Raw genomic sequence first — 15,949 nt, 5'->3', positions numbered from 1 at the left:
CTTTTGCTCTTCCACCATATCTATAGCATTTTATAAAAAAAACACTTTTCTAATTAGGACTATATAATTCACTGTGCCGGAGCAAATCTCCGACCAAGCGACTCATCGTCCTCTACCCAGTCATATTTCAGAATAAGCGGAGCAGGTACAATAGTCTCCAGTTGCTCTACACTCTCCTGCACATCATCATCAAAGTATCCTATAGCAAGTACAAGGGAAGAGATCAAGTTAGACAAAGATCTGGCGCTTTCACCAATCGTTTCCCAGTTGAATTTCTCCCCCAGTACTGTTGTCCAACCTTGGGACTGCCCGATGGAGATTTGCAAATGAAGTTCCCATTTAGGCTCCATCTTAGCCGTCCAATAGGAGGACAGGACGTAAATCACTTCATCATTTGCCAAAATCACCGAATGAATGGAACCTTTGATTGCGGTCTCCGCTAAATGCACTCCTTTTTGGGAAAAAATATCAACAACGGAGTAGCTTTCAATCGAGTTATCCATTAAGCGACTTTGAATAACGTTGCCGCATCGGCCGAGAATTGGCTGAGTTATTGCAAAACCTTTAGTTTCCGCTCTCCATAGCTGTTCACCGTCTCGCGTTAAACAAATGAATTCCCCGCCGGTCAAATTTACGTATAAATTACCGTCTGCGCCCAGGGAAGGGCTGGTGTCAACGTAGCTTTCCTCCGGTTGGTATATCCATTTCACTTCGCCATCCGGAGCAATGGCATATAACTGGCTAGAAAGACACCCATACATAACCCCATCCTGATCTATGACAGGGGGACGGTGCCCTTCTCCTTGACCCATCGGTTTCTCCCACAACAACTCTCCATCAGGACTAAAAGCATAAAGTTTGGAATTCACATTTTGACCAATATATATGATTCCTTCACGGGAAATAACCGGATCGCACCAAAATATGGACGAGCACTTGTAAACCCATCTTATGGTTCCATCCGCATCAAAAGCATAGAGTCTCCCAATAATTTGTGACTCATCTTCATATGTACACAGGTAAATATACCCTTCGCTGTTTACCACCGGCCTGCCATACGGTACACCATCCACTGCAGTCTTCCAATTTATCTGGCCGTTTTCGTCAACCGAAATGAGCTGATTATCTCGAATGCTATTGGTCGCAACTAAAATGGAGGCTGGGCTGATCAGCAGGGGAGACATAAGGGATGCCTTAGTCTCCAATAGCAGCTCCACAGTGTCAGATTCAAAGCAAACCCGAAACAGTTTGCCATATTGATGATTAAGCTCGAAATCACCCTACCCCACAGCCAAAATGGCTCTCCTTTGTTCATTCACTGTAAACGAGCTTAATCCATATGAAAAATCCGGCCGCCCCGAGTCAACAACTCGCTTCAAAACTGAAAGCGATGTTGGAGCTCTGAATCGGGATTGTCTGGTCCAATTCGCCTCAATGGGATGAATGGCTAATGGACGATAGCTGCCTTGTTGAAAACCGCCTATTCCTTCGTTGTTATTATAATCGACCATAACTTTCCCATCCTTTGTTATATAAGTTAAGGGATACAAACTGGAAAATTTGTATCCCTTAAGCCTAATTAAAATCTTAGCTAGGCTGGTTTGGTCAAACAAGTTATCCGAGCCGGACCAGTTAAGGTCGAATTTCCCCGAGTCTTTGGACACATTGAATTCGTCGTAGCGATATCGTGTGATATGCTCACATTAATGAATCATCATCATAAATTCAACGTAAAAAGCGAAAAACTGCTTCCCATAACATGGATTAGATGTGTTGATGGTTGAACGAAGGGTTCATTCGGCAGTGGGTACTGGGGCGGGCTATAACTAATAAAAGAAACCACATGGAGTATTATTCACATGTGGTTCTAACTAAATTATTTTAAAATTTAACCAATCCCAAAACACTAATCAATCTTCAATGGTTCAATTGTTTTTACCGCACTCAGGGGAATCTGAGAAATAGAATAAATGTATTCTATACAGTTATTTCGTAGGCGAATGCAATCATTTTGACTTTAGTTGCATTTTCTACAACTAAAAACACGAGAAGCCACCACTAAGGCTGTAAATCAAGAAAATAGCTGTACAAAATACACTTATACCCATCGGCTGGAGGGATTCGAGAAATATAGTTGTACGATGTACAATTAAACTCGCTTCTACGTATTGCTCCCCGTGATTTTCTATACAGATAGATGGTGAATAGCCCCTTATAGCGCTGCTCTCTTTACTTTATCGGGACTATACTCCCACATCTGCAGCCCCGCACCGATCATTCCACATAAATTACCATAATAGGCTGCTTCAATACGAACATTTCCCAGCATCGATGGCATTACTCTGCCCTTTACTTCCCTTCTAATGCCTTCAAACAAAAGTTCGCCTGCTTCAGCAACTCCACCGCCAATGACGATGACTTTAGGGTTAAAAATATGGATTAATGAAGCAATCGCGGATCCGAGCGCAGCAATCGTGTCTTCCATTAACGCTGTAGCCAGAGAGTCACCTGCCCGCCATCTCGCTATCACTTCCCGTGAGTCTACATTCTCTGGGGACTGGTTATGTAATAAAAGCTTGTCGCGCATGCGACGTGCGATACTTGTGCCTGAAGCATACTGCTCCAAACAGCCTGTTCCACCACAAACGCATGCAGGTCCTTTGAAATCTACGGACATATGCCCTAACTCTCCAGCCCCACCCCAAGAACCGTGGACAAGATGGCCGTCTACGACTACCGCTCCACCCACGCCCGTACCAAGGGCAAGACAGATAAAGTCTTTTACCTCTTTGCCTGAGCCTAAATATTTCTCTGTTAATGCTAATACATTCACGTCATTATCAACGATTACCGGAAGATTAAACTGTGTCTGAAGCAACTCCTTCAAAGCTGTGCCAGCATAGCCAGGGATAAGCTCCGAAGCGGAGCGGATACGCCCCGCCTCCCAATCCATTTGCCCTGCTGATCCTACGCCAATTCCTTGGAGCTGAATTCCCGCTTGTTGTGCTGTTATTTCATCCATTAATGTCCGAATTGCTAGTATAATGCGATCCATTGTTTTCGTCTGTCCGACCAATGTGCTTAGGCTTACAGTATGTAAAACGTCCCCTTGTGAAGAGACGAGTCCGGCATTAATTTTCGTGCCGCCAATATCTACTCCGATCGCATATTCTATATGAGGATCATACCCTTCCATCGCGGACTCACCTCCGTCAGTCATTGAAATTGCTCACGGCCTTAACATATCTCGAAGTGATCAATTGTGGCCTAGTAATTGCACTTCCTACAACAACATAGGATGCCCCCGCATTCTTAGCTTTTGCTGCGTCTTCCGGTGTCCATATCCGTCCTTCCGCAACAACAGGAATGTTCACTAATTTGCTTAATTGTTGAATTAAGACAAGGTCCGGTCCTTCCTGCTGTGTACTGTATGGGGTGTAGCCTGAAAGCGTGGTACCGATGAAATCCACACCTAATTTCTCAGCGGCAAGCCCTTCCTCAAATGTCGAAATATCCGCCATAACCAGCACACCTCTCAGATGTGCATATTCTATTAATGGCTTTACTGACTCTAAGCGTTCTTCCCGATTCGTTACATCAAGCGCAATAATCTCTGCTTTTGCAGAAACAATCGCCTTCACTTCATCTAAGGTTGGTGTTATAAATATGGCTGATCCGGGAATATCCCGTTTAATAAGTCCAATGACCGGTACATTTACTTCTTTTTTGATAGCTACAATATCTGGAACACCATTTGTCCGGATTCCTATAGCTCCTGATTGAACCGCTGCTCTTGCCATTTTAGCCATTGTATCCCCACCATGAAGCGGCTCATGCTCAAGTGCCTGACAGGAAACAATCAGACCTTTCACCGGAAAGATATCACTTATTCGAGTCATTATTAACCCTATCCCTTCGCTTCAAGAATATAATCTAATATTCTATTGTTCAGAGCTTCCACCCGCTCCTGATCGGAATCCTTAATCGGTAAAAGCGGCATTCTTGGCTGACCTGTTTCAAATCCGCGCACACTAAGGATAGCTTTACACGCACCATATAATGAAGGAAAGGATAGCAATTCAACAATGAGATCATTGATGATAAACTGCCATTTCTGCGCCTCAGCCATCTCTCCTTGCACATAACATTGTTCCACTTTTAGGAATAACTCGGGCATCACCCCATAAGTTCCACCAATCCCGCCATCTGCCCCAATACTGCGGCCCGCCAAATACTGCTCATCTGGTCCATTTAAGACTAGAAAATCCTTCCCGCCTGCGGCTTTAAATTGCTGAAGCTCAAACGTGCTCTCCGCCGAAATTTTCACCCCGATTACTTTATCCTGAGCTGCCATCTTAATCAGCAAGCTTTTCGATAATTGAAAGCCTGTAGTTTGCGGGATGTGATAGATAATAAATGGAAGCGCCGTACTATCAATAATCGCCTGCCAATGACTTTCAACACTTTCCGGTGACAGACGATAATAGATCGCTGGAACAGCCGATACGGCATGTGCGCCAACTTTCTCAGCATGGATAGCTAGTTCAACACTGTCTCTTGTAGATGGGGCACCCACGTGAGCAATGATTGTAAGCTCTTTTCCAACCTCTGCTATAACTGCCTCGAGCATTTGTTTGCGTTCTTCTACAGATTGCAGCATACCTTCGCCAGAGCTTCCGCCAACATAAAGACCTTTTACTCCCGTAGAAGCATACTGACGAACTAATTTTCGGGCTGCTTCTTTATCGATTTCCCCCTCAGCATCATAACTGGAGTACATAGCAATAATAATGCCTTTAAAGGATTCAAGATCATATGATTTCATAAATTACAGCCTCCATCGTTTAATTCATTACTATTAATTTTCGTTGTTATAGGAATAATTAGCCTTTTACAGCCCCCATAGTAATCCCTTGAGTAAAGGCTTTTTGGAACATTAGAAAAATTGCAATCATAGGAATAGAGGCTAACGCAGCACCCGCCATAAGCAGTCCATAGTTTGTTGTGAATTCACCCCGAAGAGTCGCTACCCCAAGTGGTAATGTCATCATTGAAGTCGATCTGGTCATGATCAGCTGACTGAAATAATCATTCCAAGAAGTGATGAAGGTAAAGATTGCCAGTGCCCCTATTGCAGGCTTTAACAAAGGTAAAATGATGGTTCCGAACAAACGAATCTCAGAGCTGCCATCTATTTTGGCTGCTTCAATTAATTCTCCTGGAATCGTCTGCGCGAACTGCTTCATTAGGAAGACTCCAAATGGCCAGCCAATCGCCGGTAAAATAAGCCCTTTATACGTGTTGACCCACCCAAAATCTGCAAGCATCGTAAACAGCGGGACAAGAATAACTTGCTTAGGCAATGCCATAGCGGCAACAAACATCGTAAAGATAATGCCTCGACCAGGAAAAGACTTTTTGGCAAGCACATATCCAGCACAGGAAGAAACGATACAAATCGCTGCCATTTCACAAAAAGCAATGATGAAACTGTTAAACATCCAGCGCTCAACGGGATTCTTAAATAACTCGGTCCAGTTTTGCAGAGTCGGCTTAGCCGGAAACCATTCCGGGGGAATCGTTGTTGCTACAGTCTGAAGCTTAAATGCCCCTGAAACCACCCAATAAAAAGGGAAGATAAAAAACAACGTTGCTAGAATCAACAGGATGGTCGCTAATATTTTTGGAATCGTCAATTCTTTTTTCCATTTGCTTACTTTCTTAGATTGGCCAATAGGTGCTCTCAGTTCTAACGGATTCGTAGAATTCATGATGTCCCCTCCTTAATACTCAACATCACTGCCAAAGTATTTGAATTGAATGATAGAAATGATCCCGATCACAATCGCAAGGATGACACCCATCGCCGAGGCATATCCAAAATGACCGAGCATAAAGGCTTGTTCGTAAACGCCATACATAACAGTCGATGTGCTATACACAGGTCCACCCGAGGTGAGCAACTGAATTAGTGCAAAACATTGAAAGGTGTTGATCGTGGTAATCACGATAATATATAAGTTCGTTGGCATTAGCATTGGCCATAATATTTTCCGGAAAATCTGCCAAGGCGTCGCTCGATCAATCTCAGCTGCTTCTATGTAAGAAGTAGGAATGTTCCCAATAGATGCCACATATAAAATGATCGGCTGCCCTACAGAGGTCGTTATCAGAACCACGATAATAGCAAGCAGTGCAGTCCTCGTATCTCCTAACCAGGATATAGGCTCCATTCCCAAAAAGCTGGTCAAATAATTTAGAATCCCATAGTTCGGATGATAGATCCAGCCCCAAACGACTGTGATGCTTACGACCGAGGATACAGCCGGCAAATAGAACACTCCGCGGAAAAACGATCTGGCAAACTCTTTTTTCTTATAAATATTCATAGAGATAAATAACGAGAAAATAATAACGATGGGTACGGTGATGAGTACAAGCAATAATGTATTTCCCATCGACTTCCTGAAGTTATCATCTTTTATTAAGGAGATATAATTATCGAGGCCAATAAAGCTGAAATCTCTCAAGGAGTAATCAAAGAAACTAATATAGACCCCTTTCACCATCGGATAAGCTACAAAAAGCAGGAAAAACCCAAATGCCGGCACTAAAAAGAGATAACTCATCATCCAGTCACGAATCACATAACCTTTTATTTTGCGAACCGTTGTCCCCACAGTCCTTCCCCATTTCTTCGATGATTTAAAAAGAAAAGAGTGCTTCCCGCACTCTATTCTTTTGGACACCATTCACTTTTTTTATTTCATTGCAGCCTTTGCTTTCGTAATCGCTTCGTTTGCTTTTGCAGCAAAGCTGTCCAAAGCTTCTTTACCGGTTGCTCCTCCAGTTAAAGCACGTTGTAATTCAGGGAACCAGAAGGTACGAATATCAGCATATCCATCGGCAATGGTAGGTGCATCTGTTGTGAATTTACGAGCATACTCAGCGTATTTGTACTCTGCATCATCATAGAGGCCTGTAATCGAATTACGAACAGACAAACCACCTGTTTGAATCAAGTTTTTCTTCCCCCATACAGGATCATTAGCAATAAAATCAATCAGCTTCTTAGAAGCTGCAATCTTAGCTTCATCACCATTATTGAATACAGCCATACCGCCGAGGTAAGGTTCAAGCTTAGGTTCCGATCCATCTAAAGTAGGGAATGGAAGCAGAACATCTTCGAATTCAACCATTTTTTTAGATACGTTCTGAGCTTTAAGTACTGCAGAATAGTTGAGTGTAAAGGCTAATTTCCCTTGTAAAAATAAGTCGTTCACGTCAGCAGCCGCAAGGGAAGCCGCACCAGAAACGCTAAGTTTATCTTTTGTAGCTTGAACGATCCAATCCAACGCTTTCGCAGCATTATCAGTATTGATCGCGACTGCGGAATTATCTTCATTTAGAAATCTGGATACACCTAAGTTAGCAAGATATGCACGAGTTCCTTGATCTCCAGCCTGACTCTTCGCGAAGAATCCGGTAGGAATAACATCAGGTGCTTTTTCTTTAACAGCTTCCAGCGCTTTCTTATATTCTTCAAACGTCCAAGTTCGGTCTTCCTTATCCAGAGGAAGCAAATCTAGCGCGCCAATCTTCTCAAAAACGGTCTTGTTTACCGCCATCATAAAAGGAGCTGTATTGATCGGATACATAAAGATCTCTTCGCCAACACTAGACTGTTTCCAAAAGGCTTCCGAAATATCATTTTTCACTTCATCGGTCACCATATCATTAAGAGGTGCTAATAAGTCCTTTTTACCCCAGTCTATAATCCGTCCAGGAGCATCATAAATTACATCAGGTGCGGTATTCGAAGCAATTGCCACATTCAGTTTTTCAGGGCCGCCTTCAAAGGTGATCATCTCAAGGTTGACTTTAATTTCCGGATTCTTCTCATTAAAAGCTGCAATGATTTCCTTCTCATATTTGCCAACTTCACCATCTAAAGCTTGAAAGCTCGGAAAATTCCACCATGTTATTTCTACTGGTTTAGCAGCAGTCTCGGTGGCCGCGGGCTCACTCTTATCAGTATTATTACTTGGTTCATTGGCGGAATTCGCTGTATTCGTATTTCCGCATGCAACTAACTGTGTACCTAAAAGTGCGACACCAACAATGCTCATTAGCCCTTTTTTCATTGCTCTCATGTGCTACCCCCTATTATTTTTGTGGAATAGAATGCTTTCTCATTCCTTGCGCTAATCATAAATCAATTATAAATTCAGGAGAATCCCACTCCTTTTACATTTAGGGTCGTATTCTGACCTATACCTTCTTTCAGCCCCTCTTCAATGTTATAATACATTACATATTTCACCTATAATCATTTTAATTTTTAGCTTATAACTTACATTTGATGATATCGTTGTTGAAAAATCCACTATAAATCTAGTCTTCCGGAGGGATTTCATGTACAAGCTTATGATTGTAGAGGATGAACCGTTAATACGGACGGGATTAAAACATTACTTTTCGTGGCAGGAGCTTGGTGTTCAGAGTATTGTTGAAGCGGAGAATGGAAAAGAAGGCGTCGCTACCGCACTACGTGAGCAGCCAGATTTAGTGATCACTGATATTCGCATGCCCGAAATGGATGGTCTTCAGATGATAGAAGAGCTTCGCCAATTCCTTCCTGATACTTTGTTTATTATTTTGACAGGATTTAATGATTTCGAATACGCTCAACGAGCCATCAAACTTGGGAGTGTGCATGCTTTTTTACTCAAACCTCTGGAATATGAAGAAAGCCTAACCGTGATTCAAGAATGCATGAACAAGCTGCAACTTAAACAACAAGAACAAAGGAAACGTTCTACTCTGGAAGGCTCACAACTTATAAAGCTACTACTCGAAGAAGAACAACCTGCAATTGACACTAATTTAATCGCTGAATTATGTAGTTTCAAAAGTAAACATTATCTGTATCTCCCTTTTGTTTTGGCAGGTTTCCCTATCAGAGAAACACCTTCACCATCCACAAGGTGGATGCGAGAACAGGCGACTAAGTTCATACATCTTGCAACGGAGGCCTATCTCCCGGCAAGTCTGCCACGATCTATTTTTACATATGCTGCTAAATCCAAACTATACGGGCTAATAGTCATGGGATCACAGACTGCAACGAGCATTGTCCCTTTTGAGACCCAAGTACTTACTGAACTCGATCAGCATTTGAACAAGCTTACGTTAGAACATCATCTTGCCCTTTATCTTGCCATAGGTACAGTGACGAACGAACTGTCTCAAATCACTTCATTACTTCACGAGTCTGAAAAGCTGTTATATCAACGCTTCTATCAGAATGAACAGAATATATTCCATATCTCTTCCATAAAGGCAGGCGCCACAGCTACTAAACCAATGCTTATCCAACTAGATGACAACGATAAGAAACGAATAATCTCCTGCATCGAAAACGCCAATAAACAAGAAATTCTACAATTAATGCAACGATTGGCACAAGATATTTTGCATAAAGCAGATGGCCCTTCACCTGATCTATGGCTTGCGTATGTACAAGAAATCATAAGTGTCATTATCCGCTTCGCTAATAAAAACCACATTCATAGGGAGGGTGTGTACAGCGATAAACTATTAAACCTTACTTTTGTTGAGGATTTTCACTCCCTTGAGGTCATGTTCGAGTGGCTGGGGAATTGGATGGTTCATCTGGGGAACATATATACCGAAGGTCTGACGGATAACCATCAGCAGGATGTGATTATCTTTGAACATATTAAATCCTTCATTAGAGCTAATATTGATCAAGATATTACTCTACAAATGGTAGCGGATCGCTTTTTCTATAACCCTTCTTATTTAAGCCGTCTGTTCAAAAGAAAACTCGATAAGAACTATATGCGATTTGTAACCGAAATCCGTATGGAATACGCGCAGGAATGCTTAAAAAAACCGGAGATTCTAGTGACCGATGTCTGCACAATGTGTGGTTACAAGAGCTATAAGCATTTCGTTAAAACGTTCCGGCTCTTCACCAACATGACCCCATCAGACTATAGAAAACAATCGGGGTGGTAAGCAAAATGATGCAAATAAACCAGCCAAAAAAACGCTATCGGATGCGGCATGTCAATCGGCAGATTTTTGTGCTGATGATCCTGACCATTACCATTCCTTTGCTGATTATATCCGCGATTATCTATATTTTTTCAAATCAAGCCGTCAAAAATGAATATCAAAGCAGCTCTAATCTCATCCTTAATAATCTTTCTTTCAACATCGACCAGTATCTGCAAAGTATTGAAAAAGGGACCCTTAACGCCCAGGTAGATAGTCAATTACAAACCGCTCTCGAGCATTGGACTATCAACAAAGATAATATCGGGAATGATCTAAGTATTCAGTATGGAAACACGATTGAACAGTTCATCAGCGGGATTGAAATGACGATTAAAAATGTCGACAGTGTGCAGATTTTCGCGGGGTCACGTGTATTCTACTCCGCCAATTTCAATCGTGCGGATTATGATGTGAAGGACTACACCCAAGAGGATTGGTATTTACAGACGCAGCAAAAAAAGGGGGGCGTAATCCTGTTTGGAAGTCATCTCCCCTTCTATCGCACCAATTCCAAACAATCCGTCATCTCCATTGCCAGAGTCATTAATAAAAAAGGAAGCAAGCAGCCCTTAGGTGTCATGTTAATCGATATCCGGCTGGATTCATTACGGGAAATCTTAAAGCTGTCCGAGAATAGCAAGCGGAAATTTATTATTTTAGACGATAAGGGGGGCAACGTTTACAGCTCAGATTCATTGGAGACGAGTCCTTTAGAGCCAGTCCCTATCGACAAACAGGCGCTTAACACTTTTATGAACAATGACGCCGGGAGCTTATATGGTACTTTTGATGACAAGGATTCGTACATTAATTTTGTTACCTCTCCTTACTCCAACTGGAAGGTCATTCAATATATTGATGAAAAAGAGATGACTAAGCAGGCTTCTTTTCTTGGCAAAATCATTTTAACCTTGGCGCTCTTATCGCTTGTCACTGCACTCTTATTTATGTATATCCTCTCTGAACGCGTAACCAAACCTATTATTCTGTTAAGCCGGAAGGTGAAGCTGGTGGGGATGGGGAATTTCGATGTGGATTTGTACAGTAATCGTCAAGATGAATTTGGGGTTCTATATAATGGAATTCGTAAGATGGTTAAGGATTTGCAAAACTATATTGAGCGATCTTCGATGGCCAAGGCTCAACAAAAAGTAGCCCAATATGGTGCACTCAAAAGCCAAATCAATCCGCATTTTCTGGCAAATGTCCTTGAATCTATTCAAATGAAAGCCATCATCAATGGGCAAAGAGAGATTGGCGAGATGGTGGGGATCGTGGGCAGATTGTTTCGGATTCATATCCAGACTGGGAAAATCACCGTTACCCTGCGCGAAGAACTTGAGCATGTCCGGCTATATGTGAAGATTCAGCAGTTGCGTTTTGGGGATAAATTACAGTACATGGAGCAGCTAGATCCGCAATGCGAGATCGTTAAGGTCATGCACTTCTCCTTGCAGCCCATCGTAGAGAATGCTATTGTACATGGCCTAGAAAGCCGCAGTGAACCAGGTCTGCTTGAGGTATCCTCGGTGATATCGGGGGAGGATATGCTGATTATCGTTAAAGATAACGGCATTGGCATCGAGGAAGAGAAACTTAAACAGCTGCGTTTCCGTCTCTCTCAACCCTCAGATACCTTAGATGAAGAACATATTGGCATTAAAAATGTTCATGATCGTATTCAATTTCATTTTGGCGAAAAATATGGAATTGAAATTTCCAGTCACGTAGGTGAAGGAACGACAGTGATCATCCGACTTCCCGCGTAATCCTAAACATTTTGCTCAGTAATGCCTAATTCAGGATCAAAGGTGAGCATTTTCGTCGCTATTTTATCAATAAAAAACCGATCATGACTAACTGTTACTACAGCGCCAGGAAAATGAATCAACGCCTGCTCCATCACCTGAATACTGGTTAAATCCAAATGGTTAGTGGGCTCATCTAAAATAATGACAGCAGCTCCGGAGAGAAGGCATTTCGCTAAAGCCACTCTGGCCTGCTGTCCGCCTGAAAGGCTGCCAATCGTTTTACTCAGATCCATTTCCGAGAATTGCAGCATCGCTAGAAATTTATTCACCTTTTTCCGCGGTGCGTCCAGTCCCAGTCCATAAACATTTACGGCATGGCTGACGGTATCTTTATGATCCAGCTCATCCCACATCTGATTAAAGTACGCATAACCGACCCCGCGTTCCCAAGTCACTTCCCCCGATTCCGGTGCTTCTTGTCCAGTCAGTACTTTGATTAGTGTCGATTTTCCGCTGCCGTTCGGACCTACGATAGCTATCCGGTCTTCCTTTTGAATATCGAAGCTAATGTTCTGGAAAATGGAGCGGCCATCATAACTTTGTCCAATCCGCTTCACTTCCCCCAGCTTGTCAGGAAAACGTAAATTACTATAAATATCAGTGATTAATACGTTAACTGGATGAGGTTCCACTCGTTTTTTCATATCCGTTAGCTTACGGGATAGACGATCCTTAGAAGACTTCTTACTACCACGGTTTTCAATGGCCTCGGACTCCATAAGGAGAAGTTCTTCTTCCCACTCAAATTGCCGATCGAGCACTTTTTTACGCATCTTCTTTTTACGAACGTAATCGGTATAATTGCCTTCATATTCCTGAAAATGATAGTTCTCGATTTCTATCGTCCGCGTGACCACTCTGTCAATAAATTGCCGATCATGAGAAACCAGAAGCATCGCCCCATTGAAACGGTGCAGCCACTGCTCCAACCATACGATCCCTTCCATATCCAAAAAATTAGTAGGCTCATCGAGCAATACAACATCGGGCGCTTCAATTAAGACTTTAGCCAGTGCCGCGCGGTTCCTCCAGCCTCCGGATAACTCCTCTACAGGTTGATGCCGCGATCTCTCATCGAATCCTAATTTAGTCAGCACCGTATTGATTTCCACAGATACATTCCAGCCATCCAAATGCTCCATTTGTTCAAAAAGCTCAGCTTGGCGCTCTAAAAGTGCATTCATCTGGACATCATCCGACACCTGCCCAAGCTGTTCTCCTATTTGGTTAAGCTCCTGTTCAATGCGTGCTACCTCTTCGAAGCAAAGTTCTAACTCTTGTTGTACAGACAAAGACCCGGAAAGCTCCGAAAATTGAGAGAAGTAGCTGATCTTCACATTGGGATCTAACTCTACTTTTCCTGCCGTTGGCTCCTCTTTTCCCATGATTAGCTTAAAAACAGTAGATTTACCTGCTCCATTTCGTCCGATTAAGCCAATACGTTCACCCTTGCCCACGCGAAAATAAATATCTCGAAAGATCAATGTATTCTCATATTTCTTAGTTACGTTCTCCATTCGGATTACGCTCAAGTCTATCACTCCTAGTTCGTATAGATCAGAATTCATCGTTGAATACCCAAAAAGCTATTATAGCACTAATTAAAAAAAGGACTTTATAATCATATTATTACTTATATTTATTTCCGATATATGTATTTATATTAATATAAATTTATAAATACATAAGGAGGATTACAATGAGTTTGCTAAAATCATTCAAGAAAAATGCTAGTGTTATTATGTGCATTACCCTGCTCTTTTCTCTTTTTATTGTGTATCCGGCAAGTGCTTCTACCTTCTTCCAAGACCGCTTTGAAGAGGGCGATAATCTATGGACATCCACTAGTGGGAATTGGACTATTGTTGAGGACGAAGGCAACAGCGTATATTACCAATCTGCCACAAAAGAAGGACGTACTTCTGCAGGTGATCCAGCCTGGAGCGATTACACTGTGGAAGCGGATGTAAAAGTTGTTGATTTTAATGGCTCAAACAGAACTTATGTTGCAGGCAGATACATAGATGGAAATAATTTTTATGCAGCTTCTTTGTATAATAATAATGATGGCATGCTGGAAATCAGAAAGAAAGTTTCTGGATCTACTACAACTTTGTCCAGCAAACCTTACGCTCTGCAAACAGGAGTTTGGTATAACGTAAAACTCGAAATGAGCGGAAATACCATCAACATGTATGTAAATGATACGCTGGAGCTCTCAGCTTCCGATTCCAAATTAAAAAAAGGTGCAGCAGGGCTCGTTACCTTTAAGACAATTACGATGTTCGACAACGTGACCGTTTCTGACACCATTGGCACTACACCGACACCAACACCTACTGCTACGCCATTACCGACTGCTTCACCGACACCGACTGTTACACCAACACCAACTGCTATACCGACTCCGACTGCTTCACCAACGCCTACTGCTACGCCATTACCGACTGCTACACCAACACCAACTGCTATACCGACTCCGACTGCTATACCAACACCTACTGCTACACCGATACCTACTGCTACGCCGATACCTACTGTTTCACCAACACCGACTGTTACACCGATACCGACTTCTTCACCAACACCAACTGCTTCACCGACACCTACTGCTACGCCGATACCGACTGTTTCACCAACACCAACTGCTACGCCGATACCGACTGCTTCACCAACGCCTACACCGGTTCAGGTTAGTGAATATGATTTGGCTGGGTTTGCCATAGGAACAACAGGTGGTGGAAATATCCAAGAAACCAGTCCACTCTATAAAAAGGTATATAGCGCAGAAGATCTTGCCACTGCACTGAGAAAAGGATCCAAAATAAAGGTTATTGAAATTATGAACGACTTGGATCTGGGATGGAATGAAATTTCTGATGCGGCAAAGATCTCCCCATTTAGCGCTCATAACAGTGCTTTAACACATCCCGTATTAATAGAGACTGGTGTCAGCAAAGTGTCTATAGACAACTTCGACGGTTTGACCATTTTCTCAGCTAAGGGTGCAACCATTAAACATGCCGCTTTTACTTTTAAAAGAAGCTCTAACGTCATCATCCGCAACCTTGAATTTGATGAGCTGTGGGAATGGGATGAAGCAACCAAAGGAAATTACGATAAAAACGACTGGGACTACATCACCATTGAGAACAGCAACAACATATGGATCGACCACTGCACCTTCAATAAATCTTATGACGGAGTTGTCGATGTTAAAAAAGGCAGCAACGGCGTCACCATTTCATGGTCATCCTTCTTAGGGGATGATAGAAACGCAAACAGCTGGGTTACTCAGCAAATTAATGCTATGGAAGCCAACAAGGCTGCCTATCCCATGTACGCTTATTTAAGAAGCAGCTCAGTTGGCCTAAGTAAAGACGACATCATTGCGATTGCCGCTAGTCAAAAAAAGGGCCACTTAATAGGCGCAACAGAGTTTGCAGCTGATAATGCGCTTCTTTCTGTAACGCTCCATCACAACTACTATAAAGATATACAAGACCGCATGCCCCGCCTTCGTAGTGGTAATGCGCATGCCTATAACATTGTAATGGACAACGAAGATACTAGATTGGCTAAAAAACGTCTAACTTCCGCTATGGAAAAAGCGATCTCAAGCAAGGGGTATCATTTCGGGGTTACAAGTAACGGAGCCATCTCTACAGAAGGAGGAGCTGTATTACTTGAAAGGTCTGTAATCATTGATGTAGTGTATCCTCTTCGCAACAATCAAGCGGATGCAAGTAATAGCAAATATACGGGTGCAATCGCAGCTTTAGATACGATCTATTCACTAGATGGAGCAACGTTCAGAGGAGACAGTACATCTAAGAACAGCCCTCTCTCCCCTGTACCCGCTGCCGTTAAAGCATTTGCATGGAACGGATTCACAACACTACCTTACAGCTACATTTCAGATGACCCAGCTAGTCTAAAATCCAGACTTACCGCTGTTGACGGCTCAGGGGCAGGCAAATTGTCCTGGTCAAACGAGGAATGGTTGAAAACAAATTACAGCAACTAACTCGACTAACTAATTACTGAACACA

12 protein-coding genes are annotated in these 15,949 nt (G+C 42.6%); 3 read left to right on the top strand and 9 right to left on the bottom strand.

All coding sequences use genetic code 11. From position 1 onward, the window contains the following. Window positions 1-68: 68 nt before the first annotated feature. The 8 genes from MHI25_RS13495 to MHI25_RS13460 all read right to left on the bottom strand — a co-directional run bounded on the left by MHI25_RS13495 (window position 69) and on the right by MHI25_RS13460 (window position 8,153). A complete protein-coding gene (locus MHI25_RS13495; RefSeq protein ID WP_340395528.1) occupies window positions 69-1,217 on the bottom strand; it encodes a PQQ-binding-like beta-propeller repeat protein in 1,149 nt (382 codons plus the stop codon). A 63-nt stretch (window positions 1,218-1,280) separates the two neighbouring features. After that, window positions 1,281-1,511, bottom strand: coding sequence for a hypothetical protein (locus MHI25_RS13490; RefSeq protein ID WP_076306320.1), 231 nt, complete (start codon window positions 1,509-1,511; stop codon window positions 1,281-1,283). A 701-nt stretch (window positions 1,512-2,212) separates the two neighbouring features. Then, a complete protein-coding gene (locus tag MHI25_RS13485; RefSeq protein ID WP_340395527.1) occupies window positions 2,213-3,196 on the bottom strand; it encodes an ROK family protein in 984 nt (327 codons plus the stop codon). 16 nt (window positions 3,197-3,212) lie between these two features. Continuing rightward, window positions 3,213-3,899 (bottom strand): N-acetylmannosamine-6-phosphate 2-epimerase, encoded by a 687-nt coding sequence (locus tag MHI25_RS13480; RefSeq protein WP_076301845.1) that lies wholly within the window; start codon window positions 3,897-3,899, stop codon window positions 3,213-3,215. Window positions 3,900-3,907: 8 nt separating this feature from the next. Further along, window positions 3,908-4,825 carry a dihydrodipicolinate synthase family protein gene (locus MHI25_RS13475; RefSeq protein ID WP_076301844.1) on the bottom strand — a complete coding sequence of 306 codons (918 nt, stop codon included), beginning with the start codon at window positions 4,823-4,825 and terminating at the stop codon, window positions 3,908-3,910. A gap of 58 nt (window positions 4,826-4,883) precedes the next feature. Further along, the gene (locus tag MHI25_RS13470; RefSeq protein WP_051491452.1) at window positions 4,884-5,771 is read right to left on the bottom strand and encodes a carbohydrate ABC transporter permease; all 888 of its coding nucleotides are present in this window, start codon (window positions 5,769-5,771) and stop codon (window positions 4,884-4,886) included. A gap of 12 nt (window positions 5,772-5,783) precedes the next feature. After that, on the bottom strand, window positions 5,784-6,632 hold the full coding sequence (locus tag MHI25_RS13465) for a sugar ABC transporter permease (RefSeq protein ID WP_052097471.1): 849 nt from the start codon (window positions 6,630-6,632) through the stop codon (window positions 5,784-5,786). Between the two features lie 129 nt (window positions 6,633-6,761). Next, on the bottom strand, window positions 6,762-8,153 hold the full coding sequence (locus tag MHI25_RS13460) for an extracellular solute-binding protein (protein WP_076183515.1): 1,392 nt from the start codon (window positions 8,151-8,153) through the stop codon (window positions 6,762-6,764). 262 nt (window positions 8,154-8,415) lie between these two features. On the opposite strand from MHI25_RS13460, the gene MHI25_RS13455 reads away from it, so the two are divergent. Then, window positions 8,416-10,044 (top strand): response regulator, encoded by a 1,629-nt coding sequence (locus MHI25_RS13455; protein WP_076301842.1) that lies wholly within the window; start codon window positions 8,416-8,418, stop codon window positions 10,042-10,044. Between the two features lie 5 nt (window positions 10,045-10,049). Beyond that, window positions 10,050-11,855: a sensor histidine kinase gene (locus MHI25_RS13450; protein ID WP_076275825.1), complete on the top strand. Its 1,806-nt coding sequence runs from the start codon at window positions 10,050-10,052 to the stop codon at window positions 11,853-11,855. 2 nt (window positions 11,856-11,857) lie between these two features. Here MHI25_RS13450 and MHI25_RS13445 read toward each other — a convergent pair whose 3' ends face one another. Beyond that, a complete protein-coding gene (locus MHI25_RS13445) occupies window positions 11,858-13,429 on the bottom strand; it encodes an ABC-F family ATP-binding cassette domain-containing protein (RefSeq protein ID WP_076280789.1) in 1,572 nt (523 codons plus the stop codon). A 167-nt stretch (window positions 13,430-13,596) separates the two neighbouring features. Between MHI25_RS13445 and MHI25_RS13440 the strand changes: the two genes are divergently transcribed. Continuing rightward, window positions 13,597-15,924: a hypothetical protein gene (locus MHI25_RS13440; protein WP_340395526.1), complete on the top strand. Its 2,328-nt coding sequence runs from the start codon at window positions 13,597-13,599 to the stop codon at window positions 15,922-15,924. Window positions 15,925-15,949: the final 25 nt, after the last annotated feature.

This window comes from Paenibacillus sp. FSL E2-0177 (genome assembly GCF_037992975.1).
In the GTDB taxonomy this organism is placed as follows: Bacteria; Bacillota; Bacilli; order Paenibacillales; family Paenibacillaceae; genus Paenibacillus_AQ; species Paenibacillus_AQ odorifer.
Note: the sequence above shows the minus strand (reverse complement) of the source record. Positions and strands in the feature narration are given on the sequence as shown.

Excerpts from the sequence above, each read along its gene's own strand:
- MHI25_RS13490 (WP_076306320.1), bottom strand. The coding sequence starts at position 1,511 with ATGGTCGATTATAATAACAACGAAGGAATAGGCGGTTTTCAACAAGGC.
- MHI25_RS13485 (WP_340395527.1), bottom strand. The coding sequence starts at position 3,196 with ATGGAAGGGTATGATCCTCATATAGAATATGCGATCGGAGTAGATATT.
- MHI25_RS13480 (WP_076301845.1), bottom strand. The coding sequence starts at position 3,899 with ATGACTCGAATAAGTGATATCTTTCCGGTGAAAGGTCTGATTGTTTCC.
- MHI25_RS13475 (WP_076301844.1), bottom strand. The coding sequence starts at position 4,825 with ATGAAATCATATGATCTTGAATCCTTTAAAGGCATTATTATTGCTATG.
- MHI25_RS13470 (WP_051491452.1), bottom strand. The coding sequence starts at position 5,771 with ATGAATTCTACGAATCCGTTAGAACTGAGAGCACCTATTGGCCAATCT.
- MHI25_RS13465 (WP_052097471.1), bottom strand. The coding sequence starts at position 6,632 with ATGATGAGTTATCTCTTTTTAGTGCCGGCATTTGGGTTTTTCCTGCTT.
- MHI25_RS13460 (WP_076183515.1), bottom strand. The coding sequence starts at position 8,153 with ATGAGAGCAATGAAAAAAGGGCTAATGAGCATTGTTGGTGTCGCACTT.
- MHI25_RS13455 (WP_076301842.1), top strand. The coding sequence starts at position 8,416 with ATGTACAAGCTTATGATTGTAGAGGATGAACCGTTAATACGGACGGGA.
- MHI25_RS13450 (WP_076275825.1), top strand. The coding sequence starts at position 10,050 with ATGATGCAAATAAACCAGCCAAAAAAACGCTATCGGATGCGGCATGTC.
- MHI25_RS13440 (WP_340395526.1), top strand. The coding sequence starts at position 13,597 with ATGAGTTTGCTAAAATCATTCAAGAAAAATGCTAGTGTTATTATGTGC.